This is a genomic window from Deinococcus metallilatus, from assembly GCF_004758605.1.
In the GTDB taxonomy this organism is placed as follows: Bacteria; Deinococcota; Deinococci; order Deinococcales; family Deinococcaceae; genus Deinococcus; species Deinococcus metallilatus.
The window spans coordinates 391,136-410,000 of sequence record NZ_CP038512.1; the positions used below are offsets into that span (position 1 = coordinate 391,136).

General features: G+C 69.4%; 19 protein-coding genes. 14 read left to right on the forward strand and 5 right to left on the reverse strand.

Going from position 1 to position 18,865, the window contains the following annotated elements; translation table 11 throughout:
• The first annotated feature begins 59 nt into the window (after positions 1–59).
• Positions 60–605 carry a VUT family protein gene (locus tag E5F05_RS07800; RefSeq protein WP_164973394.1) on the forward strand — a complete coding sequence of 182 codons (546 nt, stop codon included), beginning with the start codon at positions 60–62 and terminating at the stop codon, positions 603–605.
• Positions 602–997 (forward strand): hypothetical protein, encoded by a 396-nt coding sequence (locus tag E5F05_RS07805; RefSeq protein WP_129118071.1) that lies wholly within the window; start codon positions 602–604, stop codon positions 995–997. Before E5F05_RS07800 ends, E5F05_RS07805 begins: the two co-directional genes overlap by 4 nt.
• 45 nt (positions 998–1,042) lie before the next feature.
• Here E5F05_RS07805 and E5F05_RS07810 read toward each other — a convergent pair whose 3' ends face one another.
• Positions 1,043–2,200, reverse strand: a complete 1,158-nt coding sequence (locus tag E5F05_RS07810) for a prepilin peptidase (RefSeq protein WP_129118072.1) — start codon at positions 2,198–2,200, stop codon at positions 1,043–1,045.
• 90 nt (positions 2,201–2,290) lie between these two features.
• On the reverse strand, positions 2,291–3,748 hold the full coding sequence (gene rimO, locus E5F05_RS07815; protein WP_129118073.1) for a 30S ribosomal protein S12 methylthiotransferase RimO: 1,458 nt from the start codon (positions 3,746–3,748) through the stop codon (positions 2,291–2,293).
• Between the two features lie 181 nt (positions 3,749–3,929).
• On the opposite strand from rimO, the gene E5F05_RS07820 reads away from it, so the two are divergent.
• From E5F05_RS07820 to E5F05_RS07840, 5 genes are all read left to right on the forward strand, one after another.
• Positions 3,930–4,295 (forward strand): hypothetical protein, encoded by a 366-nt coding sequence (locus tag E5F05_RS07820; protein WP_129118074.1) that lies wholly within the window; start codon positions 3,930–3,932, stop codon positions 4,293–4,295.
• A gap of 421 nt (positions 4,296–4,716) precedes the next feature.
• Entirely contained in the window at positions 4,717–5,517 is an 801-nt protein-coding gene (gene minD / locus E5F05_RS07825) for a septum site-determining protein MinD (protein ID WP_129118075.1), read from the forward strand.
• A 1-nt stretch (position 5,518) separates the two neighbouring features.
• Complete coding sequence (gene minE, locus E5F05_RS07830) at positions 5,519–5,776, forward strand: cell division topological specificity factor MinE (RefSeq protein ID WP_129118076.1); 258 nt, start codon at positions 5,519–5,521, stop codon at positions 5,774–5,776.
• Positions 5,777–5,845: 69 nt separating this feature from the next.
• Positions 5,846–6,721, forward strand: a complete 876-nt coding sequence (locus E5F05_RS07835; protein WP_129118077.1) for an SDR family NAD(P)-dependent oxidoreductase — start codon at positions 5,846–5,848, stop codon at positions 6,719–6,721.
• Between the two features lie 63 nt (positions 6,722–6,784).
• Positions 6,785–7,729 (forward strand): aldo/keto reductase family protein, encoded by a 945-nt coding sequence (locus E5F05_RS07840; protein WP_129118078.1) that lies wholly within the window; start codon positions 6,785–6,787, stop codon positions 7,727–7,729.
• A 187-nt stretch (positions 7,730–7,916) separates the two neighbouring features.
• On the opposite strand, the gene E5F05_RS07845 is transcribed toward E5F05_RS07840, so the two are convergent.
• Positions 7,917–9,596 carry a diguanylate cyclase domain-containing protein gene (locus E5F05_RS07845; protein ID WP_129118079.1) on the reverse strand — a complete coding sequence of 560 codons (1,680 nt, stop codon included), beginning with the start codon at positions 9,594–9,596 and terminating at the stop codon, positions 7,917–7,919.
• A 148-nt stretch (positions 9,597–9,744) separates the two neighbouring features.
• On the opposite strand from E5F05_RS07845, the gene E5F05_RS07850 reads away from it, so the two are divergent.
• A complete protein-coding gene (locus E5F05_RS07850) occupies positions 9,745–10,710 on the forward strand; it encodes an ABC transporter ATP-binding protein (protein ID WP_129118094.1) in 966 nt (321 codons plus the stop codon).
• The gene (locus E5F05_RS07855) at positions 10,703–11,575 is read left to right on the forward strand and encodes an ABC transporter permease subunit (RefSeq protein ID WP_129118080.1); all 873 of its coding nucleotides are present in this window, start codon (positions 10,703–10,705) and stop codon (positions 11,573–11,575) included. Before E5F05_RS07850 ends, E5F05_RS07855 begins: the two co-directional genes overlap by 8 nt.
• Here E5F05_RS07855 and E5F05_RS07860 read toward each other — a convergent pair.
• Both E5F05_RS07860 and E5F05_RS21295 read right to left on the reverse strand, forming a co-directional pair.
• Positions 11,556–11,900 carry a hypothetical protein gene (locus tag E5F05_RS07860; RefSeq protein ID WP_129118081.1) on the reverse strand — a complete coding sequence of 115 codons (345 nt, stop codon included), beginning with the start codon at positions 11,898–11,900 and terminating at the stop codon, positions 11,556–11,558. The genes E5F05_RS07855 and E5F05_RS07860 overlap by 20 nt on opposite strands.
• 187 nt (positions 11,901–12,087) lie before the next feature.
• Positions 12,088–12,705 carry a hypothetical protein gene (locus tag E5F05_RS21295; RefSeq protein WP_184117672.1) on the reverse strand — a complete coding sequence of 206 codons (618 nt, stop codon included), beginning with the start codon at positions 12,703–12,705 and terminating at the stop codon, positions 12,088–12,090.
• Positions 12,706–12,823: 118 nt separating this feature from the next.
• On the opposite strand from E5F05_RS21295, the gene E5F05_RS07870 reads away from it, so the two are divergent.
• From E5F05_RS07870 to E5F05_RS07890, 5 genes are all read left to right on the forward strand, one after another.
• A complete protein-coding gene (locus E5F05_RS07870) occupies positions 12,824–13,936 on the forward strand; it encodes an XdhC family protein (RefSeq protein ID WP_129118082.1) in 1,113 nt (370 codons plus the stop codon).
• A 165-nt stretch (positions 13,937–14,101) separates the two neighbouring features.
• Entirely contained in the window at positions 14,102–14,596 is a 495-nt protein-coding gene (gene rraA, locus E5F05_RS07875) for a ribonuclease E activity regulator RraA (protein ID WP_129118083.1), read from the forward strand.
• A 28-nt stretch (positions 14,597–14,624) separates the two neighbouring features.
• On the forward strand, positions 14,625–15,011 hold the full coding sequence (locus E5F05_RS07880; RefSeq protein ID WP_129118084.1) for a YbaN family protein: 387 nt from the start codon (positions 14,625–14,627) through the stop codon (positions 15,009–15,011).
• A 67-nt stretch (positions 15,012–15,078) separates the two neighbouring features.
• Positions 15,079–16,077, forward strand: coding sequence for a 4Fe-4S dicluster domain-containing protein (locus E5F05_RS07885; protein WP_129118085.1), 999 nt, complete (start codon positions 15,079–15,081; stop codon positions 16,075–16,077).
• 86 nt (positions 16,078–16,163) lie between these two features.
• Positions 16,164–18,827 carry a DEAD/DEAH box helicase gene (locus tag E5F05_RS07890; RefSeq protein ID WP_164973395.1) on the forward strand — a complete coding sequence of 888 codons (2,664 nt, stop codon included), beginning with the start codon at positions 16,164–16,166 and terminating at the stop codon, positions 18,825–18,827.
• Positions 18,828–18,865 lie beyond the last annotated feature (38 nt).

Genomic DNA, 18,865 nt, shown 5'->3' on the forward strand with positions numbered 1-18,865 from the left:
GACCTGCTACCCTCTGGGGCGGCCCGTGACCTGTTCTGTCGCTGTGGCCGGAGGACGCCATGACCTATTCCGTTGCTGGCCGCAGGCCGCTGGGGCTGATTGCCCTGTACGCTGCGAGCATCCTGCTCGCCAATGTCACGCTGAACCAGTTCATCCAGTTGCCGGGCTTCGGGTTGCTCAGCGTCGGCACCATCTTCTTCGCGGCGGTCTTCACGCTGCGGGACCGCATTCACCGCGCGGGGGGCCTGAAGGCCGTGTACGTCGCCATCGGGACGGCGCTGCTGGTGAATACCGTTGCCGCGCTGCTGCTGGGCACCCCCTGGCGCTTTATCGGCGCGTCGTTCCTGGCGATCCTGCTGGGTGAGCTGGCCGATACCGCCGTGTACCAGCGCCTGATCGAGAAAAGCTGGTGGACGCGGGTACTGACCAGCAACGCCGTGAGCGTGCCGCTTGATTCCATCACCTTTACGCTCCTGGCGTTCTACGGCAGCATGAGCGGCCGCGACATCGCCCAGATCATCTTCGCGGACATTCTCGCCAAGTACGCCATCGCCGCCCTGTTCGCCTTCCGGGTGCGCCACGCCGCCCGCGCCGCCGCCTCATGAACCACGCAGGTGCCGCCGCGCGGCTGAAGACCATCCCGAATGCCAGACCGCACCTGCACACGGTCGTCGAACACATCCTGCACCTGCCCGAGCTGTGCCCGGCCAGCCACAACCCCGCCCCCGGCAGCACGCTGACGCTGCGCTACGTGGCGGGCGAGCGGCTGCTGGAGCTGTTCAGCCTGGACACCTATATCGATGCCTTCGTCGGGCACCCGGTCGTGCGCGACATGGAATTTTTCGTGCAGACAGTGGCGCAGGACGCCGCGAACGCCGCCGGGGTGGAGGTGACGGCGACCGGCGATGTGCGCCTGAATCTCGTCCGGCAGGGGCAGCGGGTGACGGTGGTGGCGGTGCCGGAAGGGCGCTGGGCGCAGGAGAGAAACCAGAAATGAAGCGGGCGGGGAGGATGCGTTGACCTCCCCGCCCGCTTCTCTGCCCTACAGCCCCAGCAGCCCCCGATACGCCGCCACGACCTCCCCGCCCCACAGCAGCGCCACGACCGCGCCCAGGGCCAGGTAGGGGCCGAACTTCACCCGGTTCTCGCGCTTGAGCGCGACTTGCGCGAGGCCCAGCACGGCTCCCGCGAACACGGCCACCACCACCGCGACCAGCAGCCGTTCCCAGCCCAGGAAGGCCCCGATCACGGCGGCCAGCTTCACGTCCCCGAAGCCCATCGCGCTGGGATCGAAGGGGGCGTCGGCCTCCCCCTCACCATCGGCACTGCCGGGTTCGTGGCGCAGCCACCAGTACATGCCCGCCACCAGCGCCGCCGCGCCCGCTGCCGCGAGGGCCCCCTGCACCATCAGGATCAGGCCGGGACCGAAGCCCGCGCTCCCCAGCAGCAGGCTGACCAGGAATCCGCCCAGGGTGACGATCTCGGGAATGCGGACCACCCGCCGCGCCGCGAGGTTCAGGACCGCCGAGACAAGTGCCGCCCCGAGGCCCCACCACGGCCCCAGCCAGGCGCCCGCCAGCAGACCCAGGCTGAGCTGCTGGTAGCCGATGGGCCTTTCCGGGTACTGCCGCTCCCGGAACCGCCGCAGCACCCACGATCCGAGCAGATCGATGGTCACCAGCAGCCCCGCGCCGAGCAGTGCGCCCTGCACCGCCTGGGGAAGGGTCGGCAGGCCCATTTCCGCTGTTCCGTTCCGGGTGTTCAGCCAGGCGAAGGCCAGCCCCAGCGCCACCCCCGGCAGCGTCAGCTCGTCGGGAATGGTGTAGGTGTCCAGGTCGATCACGCTCGCCACCAGCAGCAGCGTGAACAGCAGCATCAGGCCGAGGGTCCCCGCGCCAAACGTGGGAAAGGGGAACAGCGCCGCGATCACCGCGTATCCCAGGCCGGTCAGCAGTTCGACCGCCGGATACCGCGCCCGGATCGGTGCCCGGCAGTATCGGCATTTGCCGCCCAGGCTCAGCCACGAGCCGACCGGCACCAGATCGCGCGGTGCGAGGCGGTGGTCACACTGCGGGCAGTGGCTGGGCGGAAAGGCGACATTCTCCCGGCGCGGAAGCCGCCAGATCAGCACGTTCGAGAACGACCCCACCAGCAACCCGAACACGCCAGCGAACACCACGAGCAGAACGTCAAGGTTCACGCGCAGAGTGTAGGGCGTCCGGTCTGACAGGGAGCTTGCGGCTATGGGACAGGGGGCGCCGCTTCTCCGCGTGCGCCCCCCTCCTGCCCCTCAGTGCTTCCCGAAATGCCCCAGCTGCGGCACGTTGGGCCGCCACTCGGGCCGCGCCACCACCTCGCCGTAGAGGTCGTACTCGTCACTGTCCTCGATGCGGGCGCGGACCATGTCCCCGATCTTGACCGACCCGGCGAAGTCGCCCGCATACAGGTACACCTGCCCGTCGATGCCCGGCGCGTCGCCCTTCGTCCGCCCGATCAGCCGGGTGCCGGGGAGGTCGCCCTCGTCGTCGTTGAACTCGTCGATGATCACGTCCATGACGCGGCCCACCTTCTCCGCCAGCTTCTCGGCGCTGATGCGCTGCGCGACTTCCATGAAGCGGGCGAGGCGTTCCTGCTTGACCTCCTCGGGCACGGCACCGTCAAGGGCGTTGGCGTCCGCCTCCTCCACGTCGGAATAGGTGAAGGCGCCGACGCGGTCCAGCCGCGCCTCTTCCAGAAAGTCCAGCAGCATCTGGAAGTCCTCCTCCGTCTCGCCGGGAAAGCCCACGATGAAGGTGGAGCGGATGACGAGGTCGGGGCAGATTTCCCGCCAGCGGCGGATGGTGTCGAGCTGTTTTCCGGCACCGGGCCGCCGCATCCGCTTCAGGACGGCGGGGGAAGCGTGCTGGAGGGGCACGTCGAGGTAAGGCAGGATTTTGCCCTGGCTCATCAGCTCCACGATCCTCTCCACGTGTGGGTAAGGGTAGACGTAGTGCATCCGCACCCAGGCGCCCATCTCGCCCAGTTTCTCCGCCAGGTCGGTGAGGTGCGCGCGGACCTGCCCGCCCTGGAATTCGGACTCGCGGTAGCGCACGTCCACGCCGTAGGCGCTGGTGTCCTGCGAGATGATCATGAGTTCCTTGGTGCCGCCCGCGATCAAGCGATACGCCTCGTACAGCACGGCGCCCGCGTCGCGGCTGACCTGCCGCCCGCGCAGCTTGGGGATGATGCAAAACGCGCAGGTGTGGTTGCAGCCCTCCGCGATCTTCACGTAGGCGTAGTGCCGGGGCGTGAGCTTCACGCTGGGGGCCAGGGCGTCCCCCTGCCGCATCCCCGGCGCGGCGACCGGCAGCAGGCCCGTGAAGGTGTCCATCTCGACCGGCAGCAACTCGCGCACGTGCCCCATCACGTCGTCCACCGCTTCCGACCCGGTGATCGCCGCGACCTTGGGATGCCGCTCCAGAATCTTCTCGGGCCGCTCGCCCAGGCAGCCGGTCACGATCACCCTGCCGGTGGCGTCCAGCGCCTCGCCAATCGCGCTGAGGGACTCCTCGACGGCGGGGGTGATGAAGCCGCAGGTGTTCACGATCACGGCCTGCGCGTCCTCGTAACTCGGCGCGACCTCGTAGCCCTCGGCGCGGAGCTGGGTCAGGATGCGCTCGCTGTCCACCAGCGCCTTGGGGCAGCCCAGGCTGATGAACCCTACTTTGGGGGCTGCCACCGTGGGCAGCGGTTCTTGCGTACTCGTCATCTTTCCTCCACGCGGGCGCCGCCGCGTGGGAACACGCCGGGCGCGAGACTCAACCGGGCAGTGTACAGGGTGGGGGTGGGGGGCGGATAGGGCGCGGGTCACAGGTCGTCAGAACTGAGCCTCTGTACAGCGTTGGGCATGATGGAGGTCCTACGCGCCTGGAAGATGTCTCTGTGGTCTGATGGGCTTTGGAATGTCAGGAGAATCGTTACGGCTCAGTGTTCATGTTTACATCGAGGTGGACAGCCTGCCCGATGCACTTGAACAGGCCGGAAAGCTTTGTCGTCTGCTGGGTGAGATCGGATTCAGTATGGAGTGCCACGTCGAACGCTACTGGAAGATTCCGACGTACTACAGCATCACCTTACCTTTGACTGTCTCTGACGCCGCAACATCGGTGGAACAAGCAAAGAGGTTGCTGGGTGAGCGTTGGGCGACAAGTAGAACGGAAGAGTTGCTGTCGGCTGTTTGGGATTACCGCTTACACGGTAACTTTGCATTGCCACTGGCCCGTTGGTGTGAGCTTCAGCTTGATCACGGCGGTTAACCGAACTCTGCTCACAACTCACAGCGTGGTCGCGTTCCTCGCGCACTTGCTCCTCGACGCTCCACTCGCCCTCGGGAACGAGGATGGACGCGCCGCCCGGTTTCCCGATCCGGCGCGGAGGCGTGATGGAGGCCACCTGGGGATTCCTCTCGGTCGCAGGCTCGAACTCATTGATTTTGGGGGCGACCTCAAACGTTGCCCACCCATTCCTCGTAGCCGCCAGGGCACCCTGCCTCTGCCGCAGGCTTGACCGCCGCGTCCCCTTCTGCACGCAGCGCACGATTTCCGAGGTCTGGAACTTGGTTCCCTTGAATCTCCGGATGGTCCATTCCGCCCTCATCCCTGTCTCCTCCGGCTGGTCCGTTGACTGATGATACCCCGCCTGCTTCCTCACCTCCCCCGCGCTAGACTGCTCCCCGTCATGAATGCCAAGGTCATCGTCGTCACATCGGGCAAGGGGGGCGTGGGCAAGACCACGACCACCGCGAATATCGGCGCGGCACTCGCCAAGCTGGGCGAGAAGGTCGCCGTCATCGACGTGGACGTGGGCCTGCGGAACCTCGACGTGGTCATGGGCCTCGAATCGCGCGTGGTCTTCGACCTGGTGGACGTGCTGGAGGGCAAATGCCGCCTCTCCCAGGCCCTGATCCGCGACAAGCGGGTGGAGAACCTCTACCTGCTGCCCGCCTCCCAGACCCGTGACAAGGAGGCGCTCGACCCCGAGGTCTTCAAGGACATCGTGCGGCAACTGCTGGAGGATGAAGGCTTCGACCGGGTGCTGATCGACTCGCCCGCCGGGATCGAGTCGGGCTTCAAGACCGCCGCCGCTCCCGCCCAGGGTGCCCTGGTCGTCGTGAACCCCGAAGTCTCCAGCGTGCGCGACGCCGACCGCATCATCGGGCTGCTCGAAGCGCAGCAGGTCCGCGAGATCCGCCTGGTCATCAACCGCTTGCGGCCCAAGATGGTCGCCAGCGGCAACATGCTCTCGGAGGCCGACATGTTGGAAATCCTGGGAGTGAAGCCCATCGGCATCGTCCCGGAAGACGACGGCATCCTGGTCAGCACCAACGTCGGTGAACCCGCCGTGCTGGGCAAGACCAGGGCGGGGCAGGCCTTCCTCGACACCGCCCGCCGCCTCAAGGGGGAGGACGTGCCGTACCCCAAGCTGGAAGAGGACAAGGGCTTCTGGGCCATCTGGCGCCGTCTGTTCGGGGGGGCCTGAGATGTTTTCCTGGCTCAGCAAGCGGCGCAGCAAGGACACCCTCAAGGACCGCCTGGAACTGGTCCTCGCCTACGACCGCGCGCAGATTCCCCCCGGCAAGGTGGACGCCCTGCGCCACGACCTGCTGGAAGTCGTCAAGCGTTACTTCCCGGCGGGCAACAGCAGCGTCGAGGTCGAGCAGCACGGCGACAAGGTGGTGCTGATGGCCTCCATCGCCATCGACGAGCAGGTGGAGAACGCCGGACGCCGCGAGCGGTAACGTGCGTCTGGAGGCGGGGGCTGGGAGAGGTGTTCCCGGCCCCCGGTGATTCATACAGGGAGGGACAGCATGAGCGAGGGGGCAACGGCAGTTCCGAAACCTCTGGCCGGGAAGGTCGCCCTGGTCACGGGTGCCTCCCGTGGCCTGGGACGGGCCGTGGCACTGGAACTCGCGGCGTCGGGTGCCCACGTGATCGTCACGGCGCGCAGCACGCGCGGGCACAGCACGCTCGCGGCGCTGCCCCGGACGACGGTGGACGACACCGCCGACGCCATCCGCGCGGCGGGCGGGCAGGCCACGCCGCTCCGGTGCGATCACACCGACCCCACGCAGGTCGAGGCTGTCATCGAGCACATCGCGGACACGCACGGGCGGCTGGACGTGCTGGTGAACAACGCCTGGGGGGCACACGAGGGTGGGGCGGGTGCGGGCGGTGGGCCGGAAGTCTGGGACGAACCCCTGGAAGGGCTGCGGAACATGCTGCTGGCGGGCGCCTACAGCGATTACGTCACCAGCCTGCTGGCCCTGAAACACCTCATGGGCGGGCAGGGCCACGGCCTGATCGTCTCCACCACCTGGCACACCGACGAGCCGCCCGGCTGGCTGCCCTACGAGGTCAGCAAGGCGGCCAAAAACCGGCTGGTGTACGCGCTGGGGCACAAGCTGCGCGACCGGGGCGTGACGGTGGTGGGCGTGGCGCCCGGCTGGATGCGGACGGAAGTGATGCTCCAGCACCACACCGAGCAGGAACTCGCCGGGCAGACCGAGACGCCGCACTACGCGGCGCGGGGGATCGTGGCCCTCGCCCTCGACCCGCAAGTTTCCCGGCACACCGGACGCATTCTGGACGTGGGCGAACTGGCCGACCTGTATGGCATCACCGATCTGGACGGGACGCAGCCGCACTGGTACGCCGAGCACCAGCGGAAGAAACAGGTGGAGTGAGGGTCCCCTTCACCGGCCCTCCATCTGGCCGCCTTTCCCGCTTTGAGAGTTAAAGTAGCGGGCATGGAATACCGCAACCTCGGCAGAAGCGGCCTCAAAGTCTCGGAAGTGGCGCTGGGCGGCTGGGTGACCTTCGGGCACTCGGTCAACGACCAGCAGATGGTGCGGGACATCGTGACCAAAGCCTACGAGGAGGGCGTGAACTTCTTCGATCAGGCCGACGTGTACGCGCGCGGCAAGTCCGAGGAGATGATGGGCGCGGTCCTGCGCGAACTGCCCCGCCACACGCTGGTCCTCTCCAGCAAGGTCTACTGGCCGATGAGCGACGACGTGAACGACCGGGGGCTGTCGCGCAAGCACATTCTGGAGAGCATCGACGGGAGCCTGCGGCGCCTGGGCACCGACTACCTCGACATCTACTTCGCGCACCGCTACGACGAGAACGTGCCGATGGACGAGATCGTGATGGCCTTTGATCAGGTGATCCGGGACGGCAAGGCGCTGTACTGGGGCACCAGCATGTGGCCTGCCGCGCGCATCGCGGAGGCGGTGGAGTTCGCCAGGGCGCGCGGTCTGCACGCCCCCGTCACCGAACAGCCCGAGTACTCGATGCTGCGCCGTGACCGGGTGGAACAGGAAATTCTGCCCTACACCGAGAAGGCGGGCATCGGCCTGGTGGTGTGGAGTCCGCTGGCGATGGGCCTCCTGACCGGCAAGTACGACGAGGGCCGCCCCGAGGGCGCGCGCCTCACCGAGAACGAGAACTGGGGCCAGAACTTCCTGACCGAGGCGAATATCCAGAAGGTCCGTGACCTGAAGCCGATTGCGGACGAGCTGGGCATCACCCGCGCGCAGCTCGCCGTGGCCTGGATTCTGCGCCAGAAAGGGGTCAGCAGCGTGATCACCGGAGCCACCAAGGTGCAGCAGATCGAGGACACGGTGAAGGCGGCGGGCATCAAGCTCAGTGACGAGGTGCTGCACCGCATCGAGGAGATTCTGACGCGCTGAAGCGGGGGCCCGCGGCCGCGGTTGACCGGGAGCGGGGCAGTCAGCCCGGGACTCATACGGATTCCGGATAATCCGTTACAGCCCCTCCGCTCCGCTTCGGTGCCTCCACTCCTATCCGTCACCGTTTTTCCTTCTCCCTCCGGTCGGGATTCACAGTTATTGCATAACTGTTCATCCAGAATCCATATCAGAGGGGCGGATGCACCTGGTTACGTCCGGCCCGCTTGGCCCGGTACAGGTGTTCGTCGGCCTGCTCGAGGCCAGCGCGCAGGGCCTCGGCGTGGCGGTCCTCGATCAGGGCGTACCCGGCGCTGACGGTCAGGGTGAGTTCGCCCGGCAGGGTCGCCCAGTCGTGCCCCTCGACGGCCTGACGCAGGTGCTCGACCAGCGCCGGGGCCTGGCGGGGATGCATGTCCGGCACCACCAGCAGGAATTCCTCCCCGCCGTAGCGGGCCAGCAGGCTGCCGGGCGGAATCAGGGCACTCAGGTGGGCGGCCACCGCCTGCAAGGCCGCGTCCCCGACCGCGTGCGAGTGGTGGTCGTTCACGCTCTTGAAGTCGTCGATGTCGAACAGGGCCAGCAGCAGCGGGCCGGTCCCCTCCTGGAACTGCGCGAGGCTGTCTTGCAGCCCCCGGCGGTTCAGCAGCCCGGTGAGGGGGTCCTGGCGGGCCTGCGTCTCGGCGCGGCGCACGCTGTCCTGCCAGGTGCTCGCCTCGGCGCGGGCCTGCCGCAGTTCGCGGCTCAGGTCGGCGTTGCGCTGCTCGATGTGCGCCAGCCGGTCGAGCGCGTGCTGCGCGCGTTCCAGGGCGTCGCGGTAGGTTGCGAGTGCTGCTGGGAAGTTGCCCTGCTGTTCGTGCAGCCGCGCCATGGCCCGCAAGATCTCCTGGGTTTCCCGGTGGCGGCCCTGCTGCCGGGCGGAGTCCAGCGCGGCGCGGTAGTGCGTGTGCGCCTGGCCGAAGTGGCCGCGCGCGGCGCTGACTTCCGCCATCGCCAGGTAGGCTTCCAGGTAGACCTGCTGCCCGAGCTGGGTGTGGTGGTCCAGCGAGGCCTCGGCGTGCCGCTGCGCCTGGTCCAGGTCCCCTTCGAGCAGGGCCAGCCGGGCCGCGTGCGTCTCGGTGGTCAGGGCGATCAGGCCCGCGGGCTGCAAGGCCAGGCCTCCGCGGACCGCCTGGATCGCCGCGTGCGTCCGGGCGCGGGCCTCGGCTTCCGCCTCCGGGCGGCCCCGCTCGCGGGCCTGGCGGGCCAGGTTCAGGTAGGTGAGCGCCCGGTTCTCGTGCAGGTAGAGGCGCATGGTCTGCCGGGTGGCCTCCTCGGGCAGGCCGGGCAGCAGTTCTTCCAGCAGGTTGAGCTGGTGCAGGGCCTCCTCGTGCTGGCCGGTCACGTTCTCCAGAAAAGCGAGGTTCACATAGGTGTAGGCCAGGTCCACCAGGTCGCCCGCCGCCTGCGCCAGCGCCTGCGCGTCCAGCAGGTCGCGCCGCGCCCCCACCGCGTCCCCGGCCGTCAGCCGGGCGACCGCGCGGGCGTTCCTCACCTGCGATTCCAGGTGCCGGAGGTCATGCTGGTGCGCCAGGTCGAGCGCGAGCGCGAGGTGCTCAAAGGCCGCCTCCTGCCGCCCCTGCGCCACCTCGATAAACGACAGGCCCGCCAGAACCTCCACGGTCGCGCCGGGTGCCTCGGCACTCAGGGCCGCCTCCAGTGCCCCCTGCGCCAGTGGCAGGGCGGCGGCCAGCGAGTGGTCACGGTAGTGCCGGGCCAGCGCCAGATACGCGCGCGCCAGGTCCGTGCGGGCCGCGGCCAGGGCCTCGCGGAGATGGGCTGGGGCATCGGGCGGCACAGGCACCGGCTCCAGAGGGCGGACTGGTTTCATGTTGAGCATTTTCTCCAAAGGATTCTTTCCAGACTATCACCCATTATTCATGTTGATGGGGGGGAAATTCACCCCATTTGGTGGCTTGCAGAAGTCTGAAGCTGCCCTCTGCATCTTTCGGCGCACGCCGACCTCACCCCTCCCCACTATGCTGGGGAACGTGGCGGCCATCGAGACGCGGGAGTTACGCAAGGTGTACCGGGGGAGGGCAGTCGTGGACGGCCTGAGCCTGACGGTGGGAGAGGGCGAGGTCTTCGGCTTCCTGGGGCCGAACGGGGCGGGCAAGAGCACCACCGTGAAGATGCTGCTGGGCCTGGTGCATCCCAGCGGCGGTGAAGTCCGCGTGCTGGGCGGCTCGCCTGCCGACCCGGCGGTGCGCGCACGCCTGGGCTTTCTGCCCGAACAGTTCCGCTTCCAGACCTGGATGACCGGCGAGGAATTCCTGCGCTTTCACGGCCGCCTGGCGGGATTGACGGCGGCGGAGTTACGGGTGCGGGTGCCGGAGGTGCTGGGCATCGTCGGCCTGCGCGGGCGCGGCGCGGAAGCCCTCAGCGGGTATTCCAAGGGGATGCTCCAGCGGGCCGGGCTGGCCGGGGCGATCCTGGCGCGGCCCCGCCTGGTCTTTCTGGACGAGCCGACCAGTGCGCTGGACCCCATCGGCCGGGTCGAGGTGCGCGAGATCATCGAACGGTTGCGGGCGGAGGGCGTGACCGTCTTCCTGAATTCGCACCTGCTCTCGGAAGTTGAGCAGGTGTGCGACCGGGTGGCGTTCGTGAAGGCGGGGCGGGTGCTGCGGCAGGGCAGCATGCGCGAACTGATGGGCGGCGTGCTGCCGGTAAACGTGCGGGTGGACCGCCTCTCGCCCGAACTGCTGGCCGCCTTTGCCCGGGTGGGCGAGGTCCGGCACACCGATACCAACACGCCCGGCCGCGCCGAGGTCGAACTCTGGCTCACGCGCGAGGACGCCCTGCCCACCCTGGCCGACGCCGTCCACGCACAGGGGGCGCGGCTGTATGCCCTGACCCCGCGCCGCCCCGACCTCGAAACCCTGTTCCTCGAACTGATCGAGGACACGCCCGAAGCCGCGCCCGCGCGGGGGCTGGCCCGTGCGTAACGCCCTGTTGATCGCGGAACTCTCCCTGCGCGAGGCGGTCCGCAAACGGCTGGTGGTCGTGCTGCTGCTGCTGACCGCCGCCTTCCTGGGGTTTTACCTGTACGGCGTGCTGCGGCTGGAACAGACCCTCGACCAGCGGGCCCTGGACGCCGGGTTGGACGGGCGCAGCGTGACGGGCGCGGCCAACCTCCCGGTGATGTACGCGGCGATGTTCGGGATGTACCTGGTCTTTTTCCTGGGGTCGCTGATGGCGGTGCTGTCCACGGTGGGGGCGGTCAGCGGCGACGTGGAAAGCGGCGTGATGCAGTCGGTGATCGCGCGCCCGATCAGCCGGGCCCAGCTCGTGTTGGGGCGCTGGCTGGGGTTCACGGTGGTGAACGTCCTGTACGTGGCGCTGGTGAGCGCGGCGCTGCTGGGCGGCATCTTCCTGATCACCGGCTTTCTGCCGCCCGCGCCGGTGCCCGCTGCCGCCCTGATCCTGCTCGCCATCACGCTGATCACGGCCCTGACCGTGCTGGGCAGCACGCTCTTCACCACGCTCGCCAACGGCATCGGCGTGTTCGTGCTGTACGGGGCGGGCTTCGCGGGGGGCATCCTCGCCACCATCGGCACCTTCGCGGACAGCCCCACCCTCACCACGCTGGGCCGGGTCGCCAACACGCTGATGCCGACCAACGCCCTGTGGCTGGGGGCGAGTTACCACCTGCAACCGGACGTGCTGCGCCAGCTCGGGGAGATGACGCGCGGCGCGAATCCCTTTTTTGCCAGCACGCCGGTCGCGCCGGGGCTGGTGGTCTGGGCGGCCGTCTATGCCCTGGTGGCCGTGCTGGTCGCCATGTGGCAGTTCAGCCGCCGCGACCTGTAGCGCCGGGGAGCGTCACGGCCTGCCAGGTGGCCTCGGTGGTGTCGTTGTTGCCTTCCTGGCCGGTCATGCCGGTGTCGTGGCAGGTAAAGCCCATCAGGAGCAAGGTGCGTCCCCCCACGTCCAGGGTGTAGCTGCCGTGTTGGTGGGCGTCGGTCGTCCGGCTGGCGGCGGCGTGATAGGTCACGACCACGGAGTCGCCGGCCCGCACGTCCGGCCGTTCCGACGCGGTGACCACCCCGGCAAAGCGCCGTTCCGGGTCACCGACCCGGCCATGCCACGCCCCCCGGACCTCGATGAGTGTCCCGCCGCTGTGCTCAGGCCGCATGTGCCCATCAGAACAGACGGCAGGTGAGCCGGATGTGCTTCCTCTCAAGCCGGACAATAAACCTCCCGCCAGCAGCGGCGGGAGGGGCTAACGGGCAAAAAGTCAAACCGCCGAACGGCGTACAGACTTGATCTGGGTGCTTCGGCGGTGAGACGGTTAGACCGTCAGACAGTTGACCCTCCCGCCGCTACATGTCCAGCGGGTCGGGGTTCTGGCTGGCCTCCCGGCCCTCGTCGATCTGGTTGCGGTGGGTGTAGGACTTCTCGCGGCTTTCGCGGCCCAGGTCGTCGCCCTGTTCGTCGGTGGCTTTGCCGGGCACCAGCAGATCGTCACTGTACTCGACGGTCGGGTTGGGCGAGGTGGGCAGCGGTCTGTCGGTGTCGCGGTCTGTCATGGTCGTCTCCTGGGGAGGGGGAACGGCGGCGGGCACGTTCGGCTCGGTCCGTGCGGGCGGAGTGGAGGTCGTCGCCGGGTGATCGGAGGTCGCGTAGACCTCGGTGAGGACGACAGCCGCCGGGGCGGACGGGGCCTCATGGTCCCCGGCGTCGCTGCCCAGTTCCTGGATCAGGCGTTCGCGGGCGCTGATCTCCTCGTCCACGCGGCGGATGTCGTCGCGGATGCCTTGCAGCACCTCCAGGTCCGCGCCCGCGTGGTACGAGCGGCCCAGGCGGGCGTACAGCCCGTCCAGTTCGCGGTTCAGTTGAAACACTTCCAGGCGGAGGCGCGCACTCTGCGTGACTTCCTCGCCCCGGCGCTGGACCCGTTCGGCGCCGCGACGGACGCGGTTGAGGATGTTATCCAGCATGGGCTGATTCTCCGGCCGGGCCGGGTGGGGCGGGTGAGGGGGCGTTTAAGGGATACAGAGGGCGCAGGGTGCAGGGGGCTTGCTCCCGGCCCTCCCCGGGCGGCAGACTCTGGGGAACGTGAACGCTGCCGAGACGCGCGCCCTGCTGACGGCGCTGACTGCCGCCCTCACCCGGGGCCAGCGGGCCGCCCTGGCCAGCGTGGTGGGCGTGCGCGGCAGCGCCTACCGCCGCGAGGGTACCCGGATGCTGGTCCTGGACGACGGCGCGCAGGTGTGCATGCTGTCGGGCGGCTGCCTGGAGGCCGAGGTGGTGGAGGTGGCGCTGGAGGTCATCCGCAGCGGCGTCCCCGCCCTGACCCATTACGACCTCTCCGAGGACGCGACCTGGGGCCTGGGCATCGGCTGCGGGGGCAGCGTGGACGTGCGGGTGGAGCGGGTGGACCCGGAGGACCCCGTGACCGCCGGATGGCTCGCCGCCCTGGGCGAGGGGCGGGCGGCGGCGCTGGCCGTGCCGCTGCACGGGGAAGGCCGGGTGCTGGTCACGCCGGGCGGCGAGGTGACGGGTGGGCTGCCGGACGGGGAGCTGCACGCCTTCGCCGTGGACGCGGCCCGCGAGCGCCTGAAGCTGCGCGAGCCGCGCGCCGTGACCCTGGCCGCCCCCGACGGCACGCCGGTCTTCATCGACGTGAACGTGCCGCCGCCGCAGCTCGTGCTGTACGGCGCCGGACACGACGCCATGCCGCTCGCCGCCCAGGCCCACGCTCTCGGCTACGACGTCCACGTGATCGACCCCCGGCCTGCCTACCTGACGCCCACCCGTTTCCCCGGCGCGACCCTGCACGACCTCGCCCCCGGGGACCTGCACCGCTTCACGCCCGGCGAACGCGCGCACCTGCTCGTGATGAACCACCACCTGGACCGCGACCGGGTGTGCCTGGCCCATGCCCTGAATTCGGGTGCGGCTTACGTGGGCGTCCTCGGTCCCCGTTCGCGGGCGGAGGACCTGCTGCGCGACCTGGCGGCGGAGGGCGTCACCTTCACCCCCGGGCAGCTCGCGCGCCTGCGTTCGCCGGTCGGCCTGCGCGTGGGTGCGGAAGCCCCGGAGGAAGTGGCGCTGAGCATCCTGGCGGAACTGATGGCCTGGCGGCGCGGCTACGACGGAGGCTTCCTGAGCGGTCACGCGGGCCGCATCCACGACGCGGACACGCACGCGCCCTTCCCAGGTGGGTGAAGGCACCGGGCGGGGGACCCCTCACCCCCTCGCTGCGCAAGGCCCCTCTCCCAGAGGTAGAGGGGTCAGAAAAGCTCTCTCCCACGGAGAGACTCGTAGAGCTGCAAAGCAGAGGGTTGGGTGCGGGGTCTTTTGACGGGGAGGGAATGGTTCAATAGGGCCACCATGACCGACTTCCCGCCCGGCTTCACCCCAACCACCGACCTCAGCGACGCGCACCCCGGGGCGCCCGTCCTCGCGCCGATCTTCCGCGATTACGGCGGACGCCCGCGCTTTTATGGCCCGGCCGTGACCGTTCGCGTGCAGGACGACAATGTGCTGGTCCGCGCCGCACTGGAGGAACCCGGTCAGGGCCGCGTGCTGGTCGTGGACAACGGCGGCAGCCTGAACTGCGCCGTCCTGGGCGGGATGCTCGGTCTGATCGGCGTTCAGAACGGCTGGGCGGGCGTGATCGTGAACGGCTGCGTGCGGGACACGGGTGAACTGGCGACCCTGCCTCTGGGCATCAAGGCACTGGCGGCCCACCCCCGCCGCAGTGCCAAGCGCGGCCAGGGGGAGCGGGACGTGCCTGTGGCCTTCGCGGGCGTGACCCTCCACCCGGGTGACCCGGTCTATGCCGACGAGGACGGCGTGGTCTGCCTGCCCGGACGGGACAAGTGAGCGCGCCCGCTGCCGTACCCTGGAGCGTATGAACGGTTCCTCTCCCACAGTCGTCCGGCCCCTGTGGGTGGCCCTGGGCTTCGTGCTGACCGGCCTGGGCTTCCTGGGTCTGTTGCTGCCGGGCTTTCCGGGGACCGTGTGGTTCGTGCTCGCGGCGGCGGCCTTCGCACGTGGCAACCCGAAGTGGGAGGCGTGGCTGCTGTCGCGGCCCGTGATCGGTGAACTCGTGCGCGACTACCGCGAGGGGCGCGGGATGCCGCTGCGGGCGAAGTGGATCGCCTGCGCGTGCATCGTGGTGGCGGTGGCTTGGAGCCTGCCGCGCATTCCGGTGCTGGCCGGACAGGTCGCCTGGGCCGTGGTGGGGCTGGCGGGCATCCTGTTCATCACGCTGTGGGTGCCCACGCGCCGTTCCTGAAGGGGCCGCCCGGGAAGACGGGACAAAGCTTCCACTTGTTCGCCTGCCCGGCCGCTAGACTCCGCCCATGTTGGAAGGCGTTCTGAGCCGACTGGGCGAGTACGGCAACCCGGTGCCGCGGTATACGGCGCCGCGCTGCCTGCTGGAACGTCAGGCGGTCGGCGGCTGCGACGCCTGCCACGCCACCTGTCCCCACGAGGCCATCGAGTTCGGTCCCCTCGGCCAGAGCATCCAGATCGACCCGCAGGCCTGTACTGGCTGTGGCCTGTGTGTGCAGGTCTGCCCCAGCGGCGCCCTGGAATACGATCTCACCGCGCCGCTCCAGAGTGTCCGCGACGCGGGCCAGGCCGGGGAGGCCAGCCTCACCTGCTCGCAGAGCGGCGCGGGCGGTCCCACGCTGCCCTGCCTGGGCCGGGTGACGCCCGCCCTGGTGTCGGTGGCGGGGGCGTGGGACACCCCACTGACCCTGCTGCATGGAGAATGCCGCACCTGCCCGGTGGGCGCGCCCGACGTGCCCGAGCGGCTCAGGCGCGTGGTGGGGGAAGCGCAGACGCTCCGCGCCGCGACCGGACAGCCCGCGCAGGTCACCGTGCGTGAGGCCGGTCCCGAGGACCGTGACCGGGCCGTGCGGGTTTCGCGTCGGGGCGCCTTTGCCAGCCTGCTGCGTACCGGGCGGCAGCAGGTCGCCCAGGTGATTCCCGAGCGGCCCCTCCCCTTCGTGGACTGGAGCCAGCCCGAAGAACGCACGCCGGAAGAATGGCGCTGGCGGGCGCGTTCCCTGGTGCCTGCCCCGCCCCCCGAGGCGGGTATCCACTGGCCCGCGCCGCTGGTGGACGACACCTGCATCGACTGCCCCGTCTGCGCCAACGTCTGCCCGACCCAGGCGATCACCCGCGAGCTGAAGCCGGAGGGCGGCGTACAACTGCTGCTGAATCTGTCGGCCTGCACGAGCTGCATGGCCTGCCTGCGCTCCTGCCCCCCGCAGGCCATCCACATGCAGGAAGAATGGCTCCCCGCCGCCTTCCACCACCCGATCCTGATCCGGGACAGCGACAGTGTGATGTAAGTGGGGAGTGGGGTAAAGAAAGCTGGAGCTTCTGCGCTCGCCTCGCCCTTCTTCCACTCACGACTCCCCACTGACCACTAACCGTGATGTCCCTTCGCTCTACACTGGAACACGTGCTCCCCGCCCGCTCCTCCTACGCCCGTCTGGAGGGGTTCTTGCGCGACATCCTGGGCGGCGGCGCGGCCCTGCTGCACGAGGACGAGGCGGCCCCCGCCCGCACGTTGCAGGCGGCGGACCTGGGCTGGTCGGAGGCGGTGAGGCGCGGCTTCGGCTTTCCCGAGGTCTTCAGCCACCAGGCCGAGACGTACCGCCTGATGAGCGGCGGCGAGCATGTGATCGTGACCACGCCGACCGCCAGCGGCAAGACGGGCGCCTTCTTTCCAGCCGTCTTCGAGCGCCTGGAACGCGACCCCCACGCGACCGCCCTCTTCGTCTATCCCCTCGTGGCCCTCGGCCAGGATCAGCGCGACAAGCTGGCGGCCTTCCGCGAGCGCGGCGGCTTCGGCTGGGAGATCGCGGCGTTTCAGGGGAACGCGCAGCCCGGCGACGTGTTCCGCGAGAACGTGCGGATGGTGACGGCCACGCCCGACAAGCTCCACTGGTCCCTGACCCAGCCCCGCGTGCGCGACTTCCTGCGCCGCCTGGCCTTTATCGTGCTGGACGAGGCGCACACCTACCGGGGCGGCTTCGGCAGCGAGGTGGCCGGGATGCTGCGGCGGCTCCTCGACCTGGCGCGGGCGCTGGGGGCGAAGCCGCAGGTCGTCCTTTCGACGGCCACCATCGGCAACCCCGCCGAGTTCGCGCGGGAACTGGTGGGCGTGGAGGCGGTGGAGGTGAGCGAGTCGGGCGCGGCCCGGCACGGCAAACGCTATTACCTCGCGGACCACCGGGGGCAGCCGCGCCGCTTCTGGGACGCGGTGGTGAGTGCCAGCGTGCAGCGGAACCTCAAGGTGCTGGCCTTTTTCCGGGGCCGTTCGCGCGCCGCCCGGCTGTACTCGACCTACCGCGCGCAGCCCCTTTACAGGAGCCACGTCCACCTCTACATGGCGGGCACCTCCGACCGCGAGGGCCGCCTGACCGAGTTCCGCCGCGCCAGCAGCGGCGTGATGTTCGCCACCAACGCGCTGGAGGCCGGGGTGGACATCGGTGATCTGGAGGTCGTCATCATCGACGGTTATCCCGGCTCGCGGATGGCCTTCCGGCAGATGGCGGGCCGCGCCGGACGGGTCGCGCCGGGGCTGGTGCTGTACCTCCCCGCGCTGAACGAGCAGGGTGTGCCGCAGCCGGTGGACGCCTTTTATTCCAACGCCGGGAACTTCCGCGAGCTGGTCACCGGCCCGATTGAAAAGGCCGTGGTGGAGGCCGAAAATCCCTATCTCTCCCCCCGTCACCGCGCCCGCGCGAACGAGGAATTCAAGGCGGCGGGCCTTCCCGCCGAGGTGTTGCCCGGTCCCAAATACTGGAACCTGCGCGGCGAGGGCAGCGCCAAATTCGCGGTGATCGAGGCGGAGGACTGGGCGCAGAAGGGACCGCGCGCTTTCGACGCGCCGCTCGAATCCCCCAGCCAGCACTACGCCCTCACCGAGAAGCACGAGGGGGCGGTCTTCACGCTGGATGGCCAGGGCTACAAGGTGACGCGCTGGGAGGAACACCCGGCGGGCACCGCGATCCTGGTCGAGAAGTTCGGCGCCGCCAACCTCTTCACGCGCGGGCTGTACGTCATCGAGGTCAGCCCGGTGAAGATGGGCGAATGGGTGCGGCGCGGTCCCCTCGCTTACCGGCACGGCGAGGTGGTCATCCGCCGCCGCTACACCGGCTTCATGATGATGCGCCAGGTCTTCGAGCGCGTCTGCACCGGCTGCGACCGCGAACCCGACCCCACCGAGCGCGTCTGCCGTGCCTGCGGGGGCCGCATTCAGGACCGCATGCAGGACCACAAGCTTTCCGAGCATCTCTACGACGAACCGCTGGAACTGCCCCCCTTCCGTACCTCGGCGCTGGAAGTCGGCGTGGACGCCCGCGCGACCGAGCAGCCTACCGCCGTCGCCCACACCCTCAAGCACCTCCTCCAGAAGCTCACGCCCGAGCGGGTCGCCTGCGACGAGAACGACCTCGCGGGCGCTTTCCGCCCGGACCGCGACAACTACTTCTTCCTGTACGACGACTGGCTGGGTGGCCTGGGCGTCAGCCGCCGCGCTTTCGAGAACATGGACGACCTGTTGCGCCGCGCACTGGACCTGACGGCCAAGACCTGTTGCAAGGAGGCGCACGGCTGCTACGAGTGCATCGCGGTGAGCCGCTGCTACGCACCCTTCCTGGCGAGCGGTGAGCGGCGCCCCACCGACAAGCCCGCCACCCGCGCCTTTTTAGAAGGGTTGCTGGGCGTGCAGCCCGCACCCCAGCCCGAACCCGACGCGGCCACGCTCCCCGAACCGCCCGTCCTCCCCGCGTCCTGGCCCCTCCAGGCGCGCGAACTGCTGGACCTGCACGGCCTCTCGCTCCCCGAGGTCAGCGCCCGCCTGGGCATCCCCAGCCGCGAGCTTCAGCGGGCCGTCAGCACCACCGAGCCGCTGAGATTGCGCCACGCCAAATTCGGGGAGGGGGTCTTCCTCCAGGGCTTCGGCCAGGGCGACCGCCGCGAGGTGCTGGCGTACTTTCCCGGCGTGGGGCAGAAGCGCCTGCTGCTGAAGTTTGCGGGCCTGACGGTCATTGAAAAGGCCGCCGCCCCCGTCACCGCTCCGGGCGGTTGACCCTTTCCCCCGCACGCCGCTATACTTCACTGCGCTTC

Excerpts from the sequence above, each read along its gene's own strand:
- E5F05_RS07800 (WP_164973394.1), top strand. The coding sequence starts at position 60 with ATGACCTATTCCGTTGCTGGCCGCAGGCCGCTGGGGCTGATTGCCCTG.
- E5F05_RS07805 (WP_129118071.1), top strand. The coding sequence starts at position 602 with ATGAACCACGCAGGTGCCGCCGCGCGGCTGAAGACCATCCCGAATGCC.
- rimO (WP_129118073.1), bottom strand. The coding sequence starts at position 3,748 with ATGACGAGTACGCAAGAACCGCTGCCCACGGTGGCAGCCCCCAAAGTA.
- E5F05_RS07820 (WP_129118074.1), top strand. The coding sequence starts at position 3,930 with ATGGGCTTTGGAATGTCAGGAGAATCGTTACGGCTCAGTGTTCATGTT.
- minD (WP_129118075.1), top strand. The coding sequence starts at position 4,717 with ATGAATGCCAAGGTCATCGTCGTCACATCGGGCAAGGGGGGCGTGGGC.
- minE (WP_129118076.1), top strand. The coding sequence starts at position 5,519 with ATGTTTTCCTGGCTCAGCAAGCGGCGCAGCAAGGACACCCTCAAGGAC.
- E5F05_RS07835 (WP_129118077.1), top strand. The coding sequence starts at position 5,846 with ATGAGCGAGGGGGCAACGGCAGTTCCGAAACCTCTGGCCGGGAAGGTC.
- E5F05_RS07840 (WP_129118078.1), top strand. The coding sequence starts at position 6,785 with ATGGAATACCGCAACCTCGGCAGAAGCGGCCTCAAAGTCTCGGAAGTG.
- E5F05_RS07845 (WP_129118079.1), bottom strand. The coding sequence starts at position 9,596 with ATGAAACCAGTCCGCCCTCTGGAGCCGGTGCCTGTGCCGCCCGATGCC.
- E5F05_RS07850 (WP_129118094.1), top strand. The coding sequence starts at position 9,745 with ATGCTGGGGAACGTGGCGGCCATCGAGACGCGGGAGTTACGCAAGGTG.
- E5F05_RS07860 (WP_129118081.1), bottom strand. The coding sequence starts at position 11,900 with ATGCGGCCTGAGCACAGCGGCGGGACACTCATCGAGGTCCGGGGGGCG.
- E5F05_RS21295 (WP_184117672.1), bottom strand. The coding sequence starts at position 12,705 with ATGCTGGATAACATCCTCAACCGCGTCCGTCGCGGCGCCGAACGGGTC.
- rraA (WP_129118083.1), top strand. The coding sequence starts at position 14,102 with ATGACCGACTTCCCGCCCGGCTTCACCCCAACCACCGACCTCAGCGAC.
- E5F05_RS07880 (WP_129118084.1), top strand. The coding sequence starts at position 14,625 with ATGAACGGTTCCTCTCCCACAGTCGTCCGGCCCCTGTGGGTGGCCCTG.
- E5F05_RS07885 (WP_129118085.1), top strand. The coding sequence starts at position 15,079 with ATGTTGGAAGGCGTTCTGAGCCGACTGGGCGAGTACGGCAACCCGGTG.
- E5F05_RS07890 (WP_164973395.1), top strand. The coding sequence starts at position 16,164 with ATGTCCCTTCGCTCTACACTGGAACACGTGCTCCCCGCCCGCTCCTCC.